9 protein-coding genes and 1 pseudogene are annotated in these 14,376 nt (G+C 69.7%); 3 read left to right on the forward strand and 7 right to left on the reverse strand.

Annotation, left to right across the window (positions count from 1 at the left end; all coding sequences use genetic code 11):
• A pseudogene (locus ACBY01_RS14960) lies at positions 1-99 on the forward strand (IS481 family transposase); the annotation flags it as partial.
• Here the strand turns inward: ACBY01_RS14960 and ACBY01_RS14965 are convergent.
• A complete protein-coding gene (locus tag ACBY01_RS14965; RefSeq protein WP_416461742.1) occupies positions 96-2,495 on the reverse strand; it encodes a bifunctional diguanylate cyclase/phosphodiesterase in 2,400 nt (799 codons plus the stop codon). The pseudogene ACBY01_RS14960 and the gene ACBY01_RS14965 overlap by 4 nt on opposite strands.
• Before the next feature lie 169 nt (positions 2,496-2,664).
• On the opposite strand from ACBY01_RS14965, the gene ACBY01_RS14970 reads away from it, so the two are divergent.
• Entirely contained in the window at positions 2,665-3,393 is a 729-nt protein-coding gene (locus ACBY01_RS14970) for a FadR/GntR family transcriptional regulator (protein ID WP_416461743.1), read from the forward strand.
• A 259-nt stretch (positions 3,394-3,652) separates the two neighbouring features.
• On the forward strand, positions 3,653-5,518 hold the full coding sequence (locus tag ACBY01_RS14975) for a family 43 glycosylhydrolase (protein WP_416461744.1): 1,866 nt from the start codon (positions 3,653-3,655) through the stop codon (positions 5,516-5,518).
• A 331-nt stretch (positions 5,519-5,849) separates the two neighbouring features.
• Here the strand turns inward: ACBY01_RS14975 and ACBY01_RS14980 are convergent, their stop codons facing one another.
• The 6 genes from ACBY01_RS14980 to ACBY01_RS15005 form a co-directional block, all read right to left on the reverse strand.
• Positions 5,850-7,769, reverse strand: a complete 1,920-nt coding sequence (locus ACBY01_RS14980) for an NPCBM/NEW2 domain-containing protein (protein WP_416461746.1) — start codon at positions 7,767-7,769, stop codon at positions 5,850-5,852.
• Between the two features lie 29 nt (positions 7,770-7,798).
• Positions 7,799-8,749, reverse strand: a complete 951-nt coding sequence (locus ACBY01_RS14985) for an N-acetylglucosamine kinase (RefSeq protein WP_416461747.1) — start codon at positions 8,747-8,749, stop codon at positions 7,799-7,801.
• Positions 8,746-9,888 carry an SIS domain-containing protein gene (locus ACBY01_RS14990; RefSeq protein WP_416461748.1) on the reverse strand — a complete coding sequence of 381 codons (1,143 nt, stop codon included), beginning with the start codon at positions 9,886-9,888 and terminating at the stop codon, positions 8,746-8,748. The genes ACBY01_RS14985 and ACBY01_RS14990 overlap by 4 nt, the downstream gene beginning before the upstream one ends.
• Positions 9,881-11,164, reverse strand: coding sequence for a D-tagatose-bisphosphate aldolase, class II, non-catalytic subunit (locus tag ACBY01_RS14995; protein ID WP_416461749.1), 1,284 nt, complete (start codon positions 11,162-11,164; stop codon positions 9,881-9,883). Before ACBY01_RS14995 ends, ACBY01_RS14990 begins: the two co-directional genes overlap by 8 nt.
• Positions 11,165-11,232: 68 nt before the next feature.
• Positions 11,233-12,162 carry an EamA family transporter gene (locus ACBY01_RS15000; RefSeq protein WP_416461750.1) on the reverse strand — a complete coding sequence of 310 codons (930 nt, stop codon included), beginning with the start codon at positions 12,160-12,162 and terminating at the stop codon, positions 11,233-11,235.
• Complete coding sequence (locus ACBY01_RS15005; RefSeq protein ID WP_416461751.1) at positions 12,162-14,264, reverse strand: glycoside hydrolase family 36 protein; 2,103 nt, start codon at positions 14,262-14,264, stop codon at positions 12,162-12,164. Before ACBY01_RS15005 ends, ACBY01_RS15000 begins: the two co-directional genes overlap by 1 nt.
• Positions 14,265-14,376 lie beyond the last annotated feature (112 nt).

Raw genomic sequence — 14,376 nt, forward strand, 5'->3', positions numbered from 1 at the left:
GGCCTCACACCCTACGAATACATCGCCAAGCTCTGGACCTCAGAGCCAGAACGCTTCATCGTCAATCCGATCCACCAGATGCCGGGACTGAACACCTAGCCCCTGGCCGGAACGAGCGTCCGGTCGCGTCGCTGCCGCTGGGCGACGAAGGCGGCGAACGCGTCGCTGTCGAGCGGGCGGCTGACGTGATAGCCCTGGATCAGGTCGCAGCCTTCGGCCTTCAGGAAGCCGAACTGCTGCTCCGTCTCCACCCCTTCGACCGTCACCGACATGCCGAGCGACACGCTCATCGCGACGACGGCGCGCAGGATCGCCACGCTCTCGGCGTCGTCCGGCACCTGCTGGACGAAGCTCTGGTCGATCTTGATCTTGTCGAACGGGAATTTGCGGAGGTAGCCGAGCGACGAATAGCCGGTGCCGAAATCGTCCATCGCGATCCGGATGCCCGAATCGCGAAGCTCCGAAAGCGTGTGGAGCGTCGTCGCCTCGTTCATCAGCAGCACGCCTTCGGTGATCTCCAGTTCCAGCCGCTCCGGCGGCAGCGCGGCGGCCGCCAGGGCCGCGTGGATCACATCGGCGAGCGCACGGTCGCGGAACTGCGCCGGCGACAGGTTGACCGCGACGCTGATGTCGCCCGGCCATGTCGCCGCTTCGGCGCATGCGGTGCGCAGCACCCATTCGCCCAGCGGCAGGATCAGCCCCGTCTCCTCCGCCAGACCGATGAACTCGGTGGGCGCGATGAGACCGCCGGCCGGATCGCGCCAGCGGACCAGCGCCTCCGCGCAGGTCACCCGTTGGGTGTGCGCGTCGACGACCGGCTGGTAGCGTAGCTCGAGGTGCCCCTCGCTCAGCGCGTGCCGCAGCCCGGCCTCGAGCATGCGCCGCTCGTGGTTCCGCTCGCTGAGCGTCGGGCTGTATCGGCGGAACGTGCCCTTGCCGTCCGCCTTGGCGGCGTAGAGCGCCAGATCGGCATCGCGCAGCAGCTCTGCGGGGACGCTGCCGTCTTCCGGCGCCCAGGCGAAGCCGACGCTCGCCCCCAGATGGATCGCCTGGCCGTTGAGCAGGAAGGGGCGCAAGCCGATCGTGTCGACGATCCGCTTCGCCACCATCTCGACCTCACCCGCTGTGGTCGCGCTCAGCTGCAGGATCGCGAATTCGTCCCCGCCCAGGCGTGCGACGACGTCGCCCTCCTGCACGACGGCACGCAATCGATCGGCGACCATGCGGAGAATGGCGTCCCCGGCGGCATGGCCGTGTGTGTCGTTGACCGGCTTGAACCGGTCCAGGTCGAGCATCAGCACCGCGAAGGCGCGATCCTGGTCGGCCCGCGACGCGGCATGCACGGCCAGCAGGTCGAAGAACCGCGTGCGGTTCGGCAGCCCGGTCAGCGGATCGTTGAAGGCGAGGTTGCGGATCCGCGCCTCGGTCCGCAGCCGCTCGCGCTGGTCGCGCACCGCGATGACGGTCTGCAGCTTGTGGCCGAGCGCCAGGTCGCAGCGCAGCACGCGCACCGGCACCGCCTGCCCACCGGCACCGATCAGTTCGGCCTCGCGCTCCTCGCGCTCCGGCAGGCCCGATACGTCCAGTCCAGGCAGCAGCACGCTCAGCTGTTCGCCGGCCAAGGCGCCGGGGTCGCGCCCCGACAGGCGTTCCATGCTGTTGTTCGCGGTGACGACGGCATCGCCTTCGCAGATCAGCAGGCCCTCCAGCGCCACGTCGGCGAGTTCGCGCAACCGTTTGCGATCGTCGCGCAGCCGCGCCTTCGCGCTGAGATCCAGCCGCCAACCCACGATCGCGAGCGCGATCAGCGACAGGGAAACGCCGGCGACGACCGGCGTGATGGCGTGCGGGGATACGGCGAAGTCGGGGAATCGTCGTCGCGGATCGAAGTGCAGCGTCATCGCCGCCATGCCGCAGAAGTGCAGCAGCGCTATCGATGCCATCAGCAACGGCGCCGCCAGCCGCCGATAGCGCCGGTCGCGGCTCGCCGCCGCCACCATCGCCAGCCCCGAGAGCGGCAGGCTCATGACGATGGAGGAGAAGACGAGGCCGTGGCTCCATTTGACGGTGCCCCGAACGAGATACGCCGCCTGGCCGACATAGTGCAGCGCCGCGACGCCGACGCCGAGCATCAGTCCGGCGGCGAACTGCCGCGCGACGCGGCGGCTGCCGAGCGACGCGAACACGCCGGCGCCGATCCCGACGATGGCGCAGAGCAGCGACAAGGCGGTGAGCACGGGTTCGAACGCGGCGGGCATTCCCGGCTTGAACGCGAGCAGCACGATGAAGTGGGTGGCCCAGGCGGTGCAGCCGCTCGCGGCGACGGCGACCGCGCCCCACCGCTTCCGGTGGCGGCTGGCGGCGCGTGCGGCATGGTGGCCGATCGCGAACGACGCATAGGTCCCGATCGCGCAGACGATTCCGGCGAGCAGCAGAAGGCGCCCGTCATGGGCGTGCCGCACGCACGCGACCACGGATGCCAGCATCGCGACCATATTCTTCTGTATAGAACGGCAACGCCGGCACATTCGGTTCGGGATCAACAATTTGCGATGCCGCCGCTCGCATCGGACGGCTTGGACCCGTCTGCTGCCTGTCCAACCCCCGCGAACTACGCTAGCAGCAACCACCCGCCGGCCAGAGCGGCGAGCAGGACTGGATCGAATGGCGCACGACACGACGACGGATCCGGAAGAAGGCGGTCCTGCCCGTACGCTGACGCTCGACATGGTCGATGCGCTCGGCCGCAAGATCGTACGCGGCGACTATGCCGACGCGGCGTTTCCGACCGAGGCGGAGCTCACCAAGGAACATGGCGTCAGCCGCTCGGTCACGCGCGAGGCGGTCAAGATGGTGACGGCCAAGGGTCTGCTGCGCGCCAAGCCCAAGATCGGCACCTTCGTGCAGCCGCTCGACCACTGGAACCTGTTTGACGTCGACGTCCTGCGCTGGCTGATGGAACAGAAGCTCTCGCGCGCGCTGTTGCGCCAGTTCAACGAGATGCGGCTGATCGTCGAACCGCAGGCGGCCGCCTGGGCGGCGCGGCGCGCGACCCCCGCGCAGGTGACGGCGATCCTGGCGGGCCTGAAGCGGATGCAGGCCGCGGCGGAAGGCCGCGACGATGCGCTCGACGCCGATATCGCCTTCCATGTCGCCGTCCTGCGCGCCACGGGCAATCCGTTCCTGTCGCAGTTCCGCGACATCGTCGCGACGGCGCTGCACGCCTCGATCCGCGTCACCAACCGCCAGGCGCAGGGGAAGGCCTGCATCCCGGACCACGAGGCGGTGTACCAGGCGATCGCCGCGGGCGAGCCGCAGCGCGCGAGCGAGGCGATGGCGAAGCTGATCGAAGACGTCCTGGCATACCTGAACCGAGCAGCGTTCGACGACTGATCGCCGCGTCGCAGTCGGTGCGCGTTGCATCAGCGACGTTTCGGGACTTCTGCGCCGGTCGGCGGCAAGGACCGACCCCGGCCACTCCCACCTTCAGCCGAAGCATATGCCAGAACCACGTAATAGCCGCCCTGCGGGCTCTGCTGCGCGCGAGGAAGGTTGTCACTGCCACGAAAATAAGTAGGACTTGACCGATAATAAGTGAAAGCCGGACGACATCCTTGTCGGATCACCGGCCGACCTGCACGAGGAGAGTATCGTGAAGAAGCGTCTTGCGGCAGCGCTGGCTGCGACGGCCCTCGTGTCGGTAACGGCGAACGCGCAGGCGCCCGCGCCGCAGGGCAAGCCGGGCCCCGCAGATCCGATCTTCCTCGACCATCCCTCGATGGATCGCAACGCGGTGGTGATGCCCGCGCCGGATGCCAAGCCGCTCAAGCCCTTCTTCGCCGCCCACGCCGTGCTCGACGCGTCGATCGCACAGGCGCCGGACGGACGCTGGTTCCTGACCGGCACCGTGCTGCGCGAGGGACGGCGCGACGGCATCCAGCTGTGGGTTTCGAAGGACGAGGGCACGTCCTGGCAGGCGCTCGGCGTGGTGCACGGCGCCGGGCACCGCTACCTCGCACCCGACATTCAGATCCGCGGCGACCGGATGCTGCTCGCCTTCGCCGACGACAACGGATGCGCGCACGTCGCGACGGGGTCGGTCGCGCGGCCAACCGGGGGCTTCGTCGAAAGCCCCTGCCTGGTGCCGGACGCGAGCGACGTCTCGGTCTTCCTCGACGACGACGGCACTCCCTATCTGCTGTGGGACGGCGGCCGTATCGCCAGGCTCACGCCCGATCTCGCCAGGCTGGCCGAGGCTCCGCGCTTCCTCAAGCCGGACCCTGCGCTGTTCGCCGTCGATCCGCCCGCGGGCAAGGACTGGCCGGTCCGCCTGCGCATCGGCAAGGCCGGCGCGTCGATGTTCAAGGTCGACGGGCAATATGTCGTCACCGCCAGCGAGGTGACCGGCCGGATGCGCACCGCGACCGACGACGTCTATATGGCGACCGCCCCCTCCCCCTACGGCCCCTTTTCCAAGCGCTTCCTGGCGGTGCCGCACGCCGGACAGACCAATGTCGTCCGCACCCGTGACGGGCGACTGGTCGCCAGCTACAATCCGCGCTGCGAAGACGATTTCGCGATGTTCTGCGAGCAGGTCGGGCTCGTGCCCTTGGAGCGCGCGCCCGACGGCCGGTTGCGGCAGGCGGGATCGGTGCTCACCGAGAACAGCGCGGTCGCCGACCGCCAGGCGCTGGTGCCCGGGGAGACGATGCGCGACCCGTCCGTCGCGCTTGGGGGCGACGGCGCCTATTATCTGGTCGGCACGCAGAAGGGCTTCGGCTTCCAATATCCCGAAGGCGGGGTGACGCTCTATCGCTCCACCGATCTCAAGCGCTGGTCGTCGCAGAAGATGATCTTCGACTGGAAGGGGCTGGGCTACACGTTCAAGAATGTCGCCGAACTCTGGGCGCCCGAAATCCGCTGGGTCGCGCGCGACCGGACCTATTATCTCGCCTTCTCGGTCATGGAGCGCGACGTCGGCGGCAAGACCTGGCTGTTCCGCTCCACGAGCGGCAAGGCCGAGGGGCCTTACGTCAACGTCGCCGACAGCTATTTCGTCGAGGGAATCGACGGTTTCCCGTTCGAGGACGAGAGCGGCGTCTACCTGCTCTGGGGCGGTGGCCGCATCGGCAAGCTCAACGCCGCGCGCGACGGGTTCGAGGGGCCGGTCCGCCGACTGGTCGACACCGACGGCGAGAACGTCGGCTACGAGGGTAACGGGCTCATCAAGGTCGGCGACACCTATTTCCTCACCGGCGCCGAGTGGCACGGCCCGCTGCGCACCGACGGCACCTACGACATGATGTACGGCACGTCGAAGTCGCTGTTCGGCCCCTACAGCAAGCGCCGGCTGGCCGTGCCGCATGGCGGCCACGGCACCGCGTTCCGCGATGCGCAAGGGCGCTATTGGTACACGATGTTCGGCAACGACACGACCGCACCGTGGCGCCGGCACTTCGGGCTGGTGCCGATCACGATCACGGGCGACCGCATCGAGGTGCCGCCGATCGAGCGCTGAGATGCGCCGCGCGGGGGGGCAGCCTGACTCCCGCCCGCGGCGGGGAAGTGCCGGTGACGGAGGCCTGCGTTCGCGCACCGTGAGCGAGAGGCCGGTCTAAAATGCGGCGATCTTCGACATCCGAACGCGGATCCCGCTCTGGACGACCGGCAGTGGCGCATCGTTACATGATCGAACACCACGCGAGGGCTCCGGTCGAGCGCCTCCTCGGCGGGCTGACAGACGTCGCGCTCCCGGCGCGCCGACCCCCGTCGAGATCCCCGACCCGCGCATACTCGCCGGGCCACACAGCCCGCACCATCCTGCCTTTTATCGCCGCCTGCCCAACCGATCAGCGCACCGCCGCGTTCGCCCAGGTGGTGACGACCGGCAGGTCGCTGCCGTGCGTCTGCGTGCGGGTGACGAGTTCCACCGTCCGGACGCCACGGATGTCCGCCGACAGGTTCTGCGCCGCCGCACCGAATGCGACGGGCGTGCTGGACGCGAGCAGGCGGCCGTCGCCGTAGACGAAGAACCGCACGCGATCGCGGGTGTTGCGGGTAGAGTCGTCGACGCCGACCAGCGCCTCGAACCGGCGATGGCGGGCGGTGTTGCGGACCTCCAGGCGCGACTGGGCGAGGATGCCGATGCCGGTGTCGTACGGCTTGCCCGCGATCTGCAGCGTCTGATCGTACGGGGTCGCGTCGGCGCGTACGCCGCCCCAGCCGGCATAGACCGGACGCTCCCCAGTATCGCGCGTGCCGCTCCACTGGCCGATCATGCGATGCACCACCGGATCGACTTCGGGCGCGACGATGCCGTCCTCCGCCACGTTCACATCGCCGGGGATCTCTGACAGGTACATGCCGTCCTTGAGCCGCCGCTCGCCGCGGACCTCGAAGATCAACGTCTCGCGCGGGGCGAGCTTCAGCGTCGTCTCCCCGGTGAAGGGCGCGCGCGCGGTGCCGCTCCACAGGTCGCGCAGCGTGATCGGCGAACCCTCGGCAAGCTTCAGCTGCTTGGCGGTCAGGTTCACCTCCGCGGCCGCCAGGCCGCGGTTGAAGACGGCGACGGCCTTTCTGCCGCCCGCCAGCGTCTTGACGAGGATCTGCACGTCGTCGGTGGCATAGGCGATCACGGCCTGGTGCCCGCCCGGATCCTGGTTGACGCCGACGATGGCGGCGTTGCCCCAGATGGCGAGCAGGCTCTGCGGCGCGTCGCGCAGGTCGTAGCCGATCAGCAGCGGGGCGTTGATCATCGCCCACAGCGCGAAGTGCGAGCGGGCCTCCGTCAGATGCTTCTCGTCAAAGTCGCCGTGGCCGACGAACAGCATGTCGGGATCGTTCCAGGCACCCGGCTTCGCATAGAATTCGCGGGTGGCGGCGCTGTCGAAATTGTGCAGCATGCGCGTCCAGTTCGGGGTGATGTCCTGGCTGGTGCGCCACAGATGGCCGATCTGCTTGCCCCAGCGCCGCACGTCGGCGCTGCCCCAGGTGCACAACGAAAGGATGTAGTCGCCGTCCGAATTGGCGCGATCGAGCGCCGCGGCGACCTCCGCATAGAGCGCCTTCACCGCATCGACGTCGGTGCGGTTGATCGACGCCTGGTCGATGAGCGGCGCGAACGGGCGATAGCCGTTCTGCGCGACCACGGGCGCATCGGGCGCGTAGACGTTGATGCCGCACGCATCGACCTTCAGATAGTCGAAGCCCCATTCGCGGAAGAACAGCGCGACGTCCTGTTCGACATGGCCGTGGAGGCCGACCTCGCGCTCCGCCGTCGAGCCCTCCGGCAGGTTGGGCGAGTGGAGATCATAGGCCTGCGAACAGGCGTTACGGCCGATGTCGGAATAAAGACCGGCCTTCAGCCCCATCGCGTGCAGCCGGTCGGTGAAGGGCCGGAAGCTGCTGTCGCCGCCCTTGCGCTCGGCAGACGGGAAGATGCGGGTGCGGATCAGCAGGCGGCCGTCGCCGGTCCGCCGCTTCAGCCACCAGCCGTCGTCGATGTTGACATAGACGTAGCCCAGCCGGGCCAGCCCGCTGTCCACCAGCTTTTGCGCCGCCCCCAGCACCTTGTCCTCGTCGACCTCGGTGCGGAAGGCGTTCCACGAGCTCCAGCCCATCGGCGGGGTGCGCGCGGTCTTGCGCTCGGGCAGGGTCCAGCGCCCGGCCGGCGTCAGCGGATCGCGCTTCGGCTCGGCACATGCGGGGGAGGCGACGCCGATGGCGGCGGCGATCGCGAGGGTGGCGGCGGCACGGGTCAGAAGCGGCATGATACAGGTTCCGGTCTTGGGCCGCGCCGTCAGGCAGCGAGGGTGCTGCGCGTCCGGATCTGCCGCGCGTACAGTGCGGCGCCGTAGCCGGGGGGATGCGCGGGCTCGGCAGGCGTGAAGCCGCCGGCGTCGCGCAGGATCGCAGCGAAGGTCTCGCGTACCACCGGCTGGTTCGTCAGCACGCCGCCGGACCACGACACCGGCACGACCGCCGCGTCGGCGAAGCCGAGGGTGCGGCGCAGTGCGACGGCGTGGTCGGCCAATTCGCGGGCGGCGGCGTGCAGGATGGCGCGGGCGCCCGCGTCGCCCTGTTCGGCCGCGCGCGAGACGAGCTCGGCAAGCCCGGCGATGTCGCCGCGGGCCATGCTGTCCGGCCCGGTCACGCGCTCGCACAGGTCGAGGTCGTTCTCGAGCGCCAGCGCCTCGGTCACGATCGCATGGAGCGGCCCCATCGCCGCCCGACCGTCGCTCATCCGGGAGAACAGGGCGAGGCCCTGGATGGCGATCCAATAGGCGGAGCCCTCGTCGCCGAACACCTCGCCCCAGCCGCCGACGCGCGCCGACCGGCCCTGGCACTCGCCGTAGCCGATCGATCCGGTGCCGGCGACGATGTTGATCCCGTCCGCACAGGCGAGCGAGCCCGCCCAGCCGCACACCATGTCGTTGCCGCAGCGATAGCGGTCGTGCCCGAGCAGCCGGCCGCAGGCGGCGTGCAGCAGCGGATCGGCGACTCGGTCCTCGCCATAGGCGGGCAAACCGAAGAAGACGAAGCCGAACACGTCGGGCGTCGCACCCAGCGCCGTGCAGATGGCGGCTATGCCCTCGTCAAGCCGGCGCACCGCCTCCTCCACCCCGACCTGCAGGTGGTAGGTGGTGCCGGTGACCGCGCGTGCGATCACCGTGCCGGCAGCGTCGATGCAGACGAACTCGGTCTTCGTCCCGCCGCCGTCGACGCCCAGGAAGCAGTCGCCGTCGATCATGCCTGCGCGGCGTGGATCCGCACGCCCTGCACCACGCGGTTGACGGTGCCGCTGGCGTTCGGCGTGTCCGGCGTGAGGCCGAGCCGCAGCGAGACGTTCAGCCCGAACAGCTGCGCGGGCACGATGAAGGGGAAGAGCAGGTCCGCGTCCGCCGCGCCCGACAGGCCGGGTACGGCGATCTGCACCGTCTCGTCGTCTCGGGCCGCGATCACCACCACCGCACCGCAGCGGCCGTCGGCGCGCAGCTCCGCGACCAGATCCTCGTCGTAGCGGCGGGTCAGCGGATCGTTGGACAGGAACACCACCGCCAGCGTCCGCTCGGTGATGATCGTCTTGGGCCCGTGGCGGAAGCCGAGCGGGGTGTCGAACGCGGTCACCACGGCGCCGTCGCTCAACTCCATCAGCTTGAGCGCGGCCTCGCGCGCCAGCCCCTTGAAAGGCCCGCTGCCGAGATAGACTACCCGCTGGAAATCGCGCTGCGCCAGCGCCGCCACCACCGGCTCGGCGCGGGCGAGCACGTCGGCGACCGCGTCGGCGATCGCCGGCACGCGCGCCTCCATCGCCGCGATCCCGCCGAGGCTCGACAGCGCCGCCAGCATCATCGCGCTGAAGCTGGAGGTCATGGCGAAGGCGCGGTCGTGCGTCTCCTCCGGCAGGACCAGGACGTAGGCCCGGGCGCCAGCGCGGCCGGCAAGCTGGCCCTCGGCGTTGCAGGTGACGATCAGGTGGTGGGCATCGCGGACATGCGCGTCGAGCAGGTCGACCGCGGCGACGCTTTCCGGGCTGCTCCCCGAACGGCCGAAGGACACCAGCAGCGTCGGCTCGTCGGCGCGCAGATACAGGTCGGGCGAACTGACGATGTCGGTGGTGGCGATCGCCTCCACGCAGCGGTCGAGCGTGCGCGACAGCACCGGCGCGAGGCATTCGCCGATGAAGGCGGAGGTGCCCGCCCCCGTCAGCACGATGCGCAGGTCGGGACGCGCCAGCAACGGGGCGAGGAACGCCTCGATGGCTGCCTGCTGATCGCGCAGCAGCGCCTGGGTGGCGCGCAGCGTGTGCGGCTGCTGTTCGATTTCCCGTTGCGTCCACGTCACGGCGGCGGGCGCCTCGGCCGAAGCGGCGAGCATGGTGTCAGACATTGGGGTGACAGGCTCCGTGATACGCATCGAGCGTGGCGCCGACATGGGCCATGACGAGCTCGGCGGGGTCGAAGGATGCGCGGCCGTCGCGCGCCGCGAGATAGGCGAGCGGCAGATACTGGCTGACGAGCGCCAGCGGCAGCTTCACCTCGCGCAGATTGGCGAACAGCGTTTCCTGCGCGTTGGCGATCGCCGGATCCGGCCAATAATAGCGGATGCGGTCGGACAGGCTGTACTGGAGCTGCAGATCGAGCGCGTCGCCGCTCTCGTGATAGTATTTGCGCCAGTTCTTCGGCTCGGCATGCATCCGCTCCAGCGTCACGCGGCGCAGCCCGGCACGCCGCTCCGGCGCTACCAGTTCCGCCTCGATCGCGTCGAGCGCCCATAGCGCCTCGCGCAGCGCGAAGGTGACGCCGGGGCCGACCTTCAGGATCGCGAAATGGTCGCGGACGAGCGCGGCGAGGCCGGCCGCGGTCTGATAGTCGGTCGAATGCGCCTCGAACACCAGATGGTCGACGGGTTCGATCGCGCGGCTGAGCGCGGTCGCCCGGTCGGGGCGGTATTCGACGACCTTGTCGTGGTCGAACTCGACGCCGGGCTGGACGACGGTCGCGATCACGCGATCCCAGGCGGCGGAAAGGCCGCGGTCGCGGAACAGGTCGCGGTGCATGTCGACGGTGGCGATCGCCGCCTCGGGCGTGGTGACGGCGAGCTCTTCCAGATCCTCGGCCGCGCCGCCCGGTACCGGCACTTCGGTACCGATGACGTAGACGGGCGCATCGTCTGCGTCGCCGGTGAAGGCGTCCTCACACGCTCGCGCCAGCCGCGCCGCGCGATCGGCGATCGTCGTCTCCGGCAGCGGGACGGGATCGTCGGCGCAGCTCATCGAGCAGTCGAGATGGATCTTGCGGAAGCCGGCGCGGACGTAATCGGCGACCAGCACCTCCGCCTTTGCCATCGCCTCCGCCGCGGGAAGTGCGGTCCAGGCGTTGGGGCCGAGGTGATCGCCGCCAAGCACCAGCCGGTCGAGCGGGAAGCCGACGCGGTCGGCGATCGCGCGGACGAAGTCGCGGAAGTCCGCCGGCACCATGCCGGTGTAGCCGCCGTCCTGGTTCACCTGGTTGGAGGTCGCCTCCACCAGCGTGATCGACTGGCCGGTGGCGAGCGCGTGGCGCAGCGTCGCCTCGATCACCAGCGGGTGCGCCGAACAGACCGAGGTCAGGCCGATCGGTTCGCCTGCCTTGTGCCGCATCACCATGTCGAGAATTGGTTGCACGAGAGCTCCTTTCCCCTGTGCCGTAGCGCTGAAGCGCAATGTACGCAAGCTAACGAAACATACCGAAACTATTCGCTCGGCGCGACCGTTTCCGTGTCACCGGCGTCGGGTTCGATCGCCAGCAGCAGCGAAGCGGTCAGCGCGAGCAGGATTCCTACGGTCTTGAGGGCGCCCGGCACGACGCCCAGCACCACCAGCGACAGCAGCGCGGTGGCGAGCGGCGCGCCGGCGTTGGCGAGCGGCGCGACGATAATCGCCTTGCCGTAGCGGAAGGCGAACACCAGCGTCAGCGCGCCGATCGCGTTCAGCACCTGGATCAGCGCGGCGAGCCCCGGGCCGCTCAGGCCCCAGTTGATCGGCTGCGAGAAGTCGGTCATCGCCCAGGCGATCGGGATCAGCACCAGGCCGGACAGCATCATGTAGACGAAGATGCTCTCGGCGGACATGACGTGGTTCGCCGCCTTCATGAAATAGGCCTGCACGCCCCAGCACAGCATCACGACCATCGCGGGCACCAGCCAGCCGCCCGCCTGGATGCCCCCTGCCCCGCCCGGCGCGAAGTCGAAGGTCGGGAGCGCCAGCAACGCCAGCAGGATGCCGAACGCGCCGAGCTTGCCGGTCCGCTCCCCCATCAGCAGGAACGACAGCGCGATGGTCACCACCGGCGACAGCGAGATGATCGGAAAGATGAGGTACGCCGGCCCGCGCGCGACGGCGTAGAACAGGACCATCTGCCCGCCCGCGCCCAGCAGCCCCACCGCGAGACCGTGGCCGATCGCGCGCGGCGATCGGTCGAGCCGCCAGCCCGCCTGAGCCAGCACCACCAGCGCTGGCGGGATCATCGTCAGCGCCCAGACGCAGTAGACCAGCGTCTCGGGAAAGCCGTTCTGCGGGGAAAGCCCCGAAAACGCGCCCCAAATGCCCCATAGCACCACGGTGACGATCGCGTAGAGGAGCCACACGCGCCGGCCGGGCGCCGTCTTTGCCACCGACGCCATCACGCGGTCGCCTTCGGGGTGGCGCGTACCAGCAGGAACCGCTTGAACGCCGCCTGCAACCGGTGCTCCGGCCCGCGGGCGGTGCCGAGCGCGCGGCCGGTGAAGCCGTCCTCCAGCGCGTACGATCCCTTGCCAAGCCCGCGCAGGGTGATCGGCCCGTCCCAGCTGTCGGCGTAGAAGGCGTAGTGGAGCGCGCCGTCCTTCTCGATCGCATGCCCCTCCGGCTTGTCGAAGCCGAGGTCGTAGAGGCCGCCCAGATAGGTGCCGCGCGACAGCATGTGGGTCTTGTAGAGGCCGAGCCACTTGCGCCAGACTGCCTCCTTGGCGTCCGTCAGGACGAAGCCGCCGGGCGGCAGCTTGTTCTCGGGGTCGGGCGCGTCCTTCGGCCAAGTGAACTTGGTCGAGGGGATCGCGCCGACGCCGTAGGTGGAGGCGAAGTCGTCGCCGCCGTCGCTCAGCTCGACATGGTCGCCGGCATAGGGGGCCGACGGGCCCATCAGCGCCTTGAACGTCTTGCCCTTGTGGCGGACCTGCCACGAAGATTCGGGGTCGGACGCGGGCGTGTTGTTCATCGCCGGGATGTTGTGGAAGGCGAAGCTGTCGCCGCACGGGCAGATCTCGATCACCGCTTCCGGGTTGATCGCGATCGCCTCGTCGTACAGCACCTTCCAGAAGTCCTGCAGCTTCTCAAACGACTCCTCGGGCCGGGCATGGTTGTGCGCCGGATTGTAGCAGGGCGCGACGCCGTTCAGATGCTGGCCGTCGAGCTTCAGCCCCTCGAACCCCCAGTCGCCGATGATCTGGCGCACCAGCTTGCGGTGATAGTCGATCACCGGCGCATAGGCGGGGCACAGCGTATAGGCGTTCCACCAGGTGACGTTCTGCACCGCGCCGCTCTTGTCCAGCAGGAGCATGTCGGGATGGTCGCGCAGCAGCTCGGTGCCCGGGTCCACCGCCAGCGGCGCCAGCCACAGGCGCGGGCGCATGCCGTCCGCCTTGATGCGGGCGGTGAACGCCTGCATGTCGGCGTCGCCGCGCGGGTATTTGGCCGGGTGGAGGCGCCAGTCGCCCTCGGCCCGCTGCCAGCCGTCGTCCAGCACCGCCCATTCGAAGCCGAGCTCCTTGGCCTTGGGCAAGGTGCCGTACACCTGCTCGGGGGTGTAGTTGCGGTCGTACCCCCAGGCGCACCAGATCGCGCCGTAGCTGGAGTCCGGGATCCTGGGTGCCGCGACGCCGCGCTCGCCCATGATGCGGCGATAGGCGTCGAGCGGCGCGAAATAGTCGCCGCGATGCGCCGCGAGGAAGGTGAGCGGCAGCGTGATCGTCTCGCCGGGCGGCAGCAGCTTCGGCTCGCCCCCCGACATGCCGATCCGCGTGCCGGCCGGCTGGGTGGCGACCGGCAGCGACACGAGCCGCGGCTCGCGCTCCAGATGGCCGACCGCCAGGCCCGCGTCGGGATGCCACACGACCGCGACCGGCGTGCCGCCGCCATAGTCGGAGCCGTTCATCCCCATGAAGTTGCGCTGCTCGAAGCTCGGCAGCACCGGCTGCGCCCAGTCGCGCCGATCGGGATAGGAGGCGCCGGCAAAGGTCCACGCCCCCTTGGGGTGGGCGAGCAGATCGTGGGTGGCGACGTGCCAGCCGGCCACCGCCACCGGCGCCTTGCCGGTGTTGCGATAGGTGACCTCCATGACCGCCACGCCCGGATAGCGATCGAAGAAGCGCACCGACATCCGCTGCTCGATCTCGCCGCCCGCAGTGGCGCGCAGCCGGTGCAGCCGGCCCGCGCCGTGGGCGCCGCCCGCGATCGGCGCCTCGTCGTGCTCGACCAGCAGGAACCGATCGAACGCACGGCCGTCGGCGAGCACCAGCCCGTTCGCCGACGCGAACGGCGTGATCGCGCGGCCGCCATGCGACAGGCGCGAGCGCATCGCTGCGTCGAAGTCGAGGGTCAGCGTTCCGTCCGACAGCCGCACGCCCTTGGGCGGTGCCGCCCAGGCGTCGCGGCAGAGACCCGGCGCCAGCCCCGACAGGGCAGCGACCGCGCCGCCCGCCATGAGGCGTCCGAACAGGGCGCGGCGACTGATGTGGGCGGAGGTCATGCGATGGGCTCTCCTCGAGGCTTCCTGGTTGCGCGCTCGTCGCGGACCCTTTCGGGCTCCACGCGGCACGTCTGCATGAGAAAGAGCTTGCACGATGGCCGGGCGGTGCGCA

It is taken from the genome of Sphingomonas mangrovi, from assembly GCF_047975845.1.
Taxonomy (GTDB): Bacteria; Pseudomonadota; Alphaproteobacteria; order Sphingomonadales; family Sphingomonadaceae; genus Sphingomonas.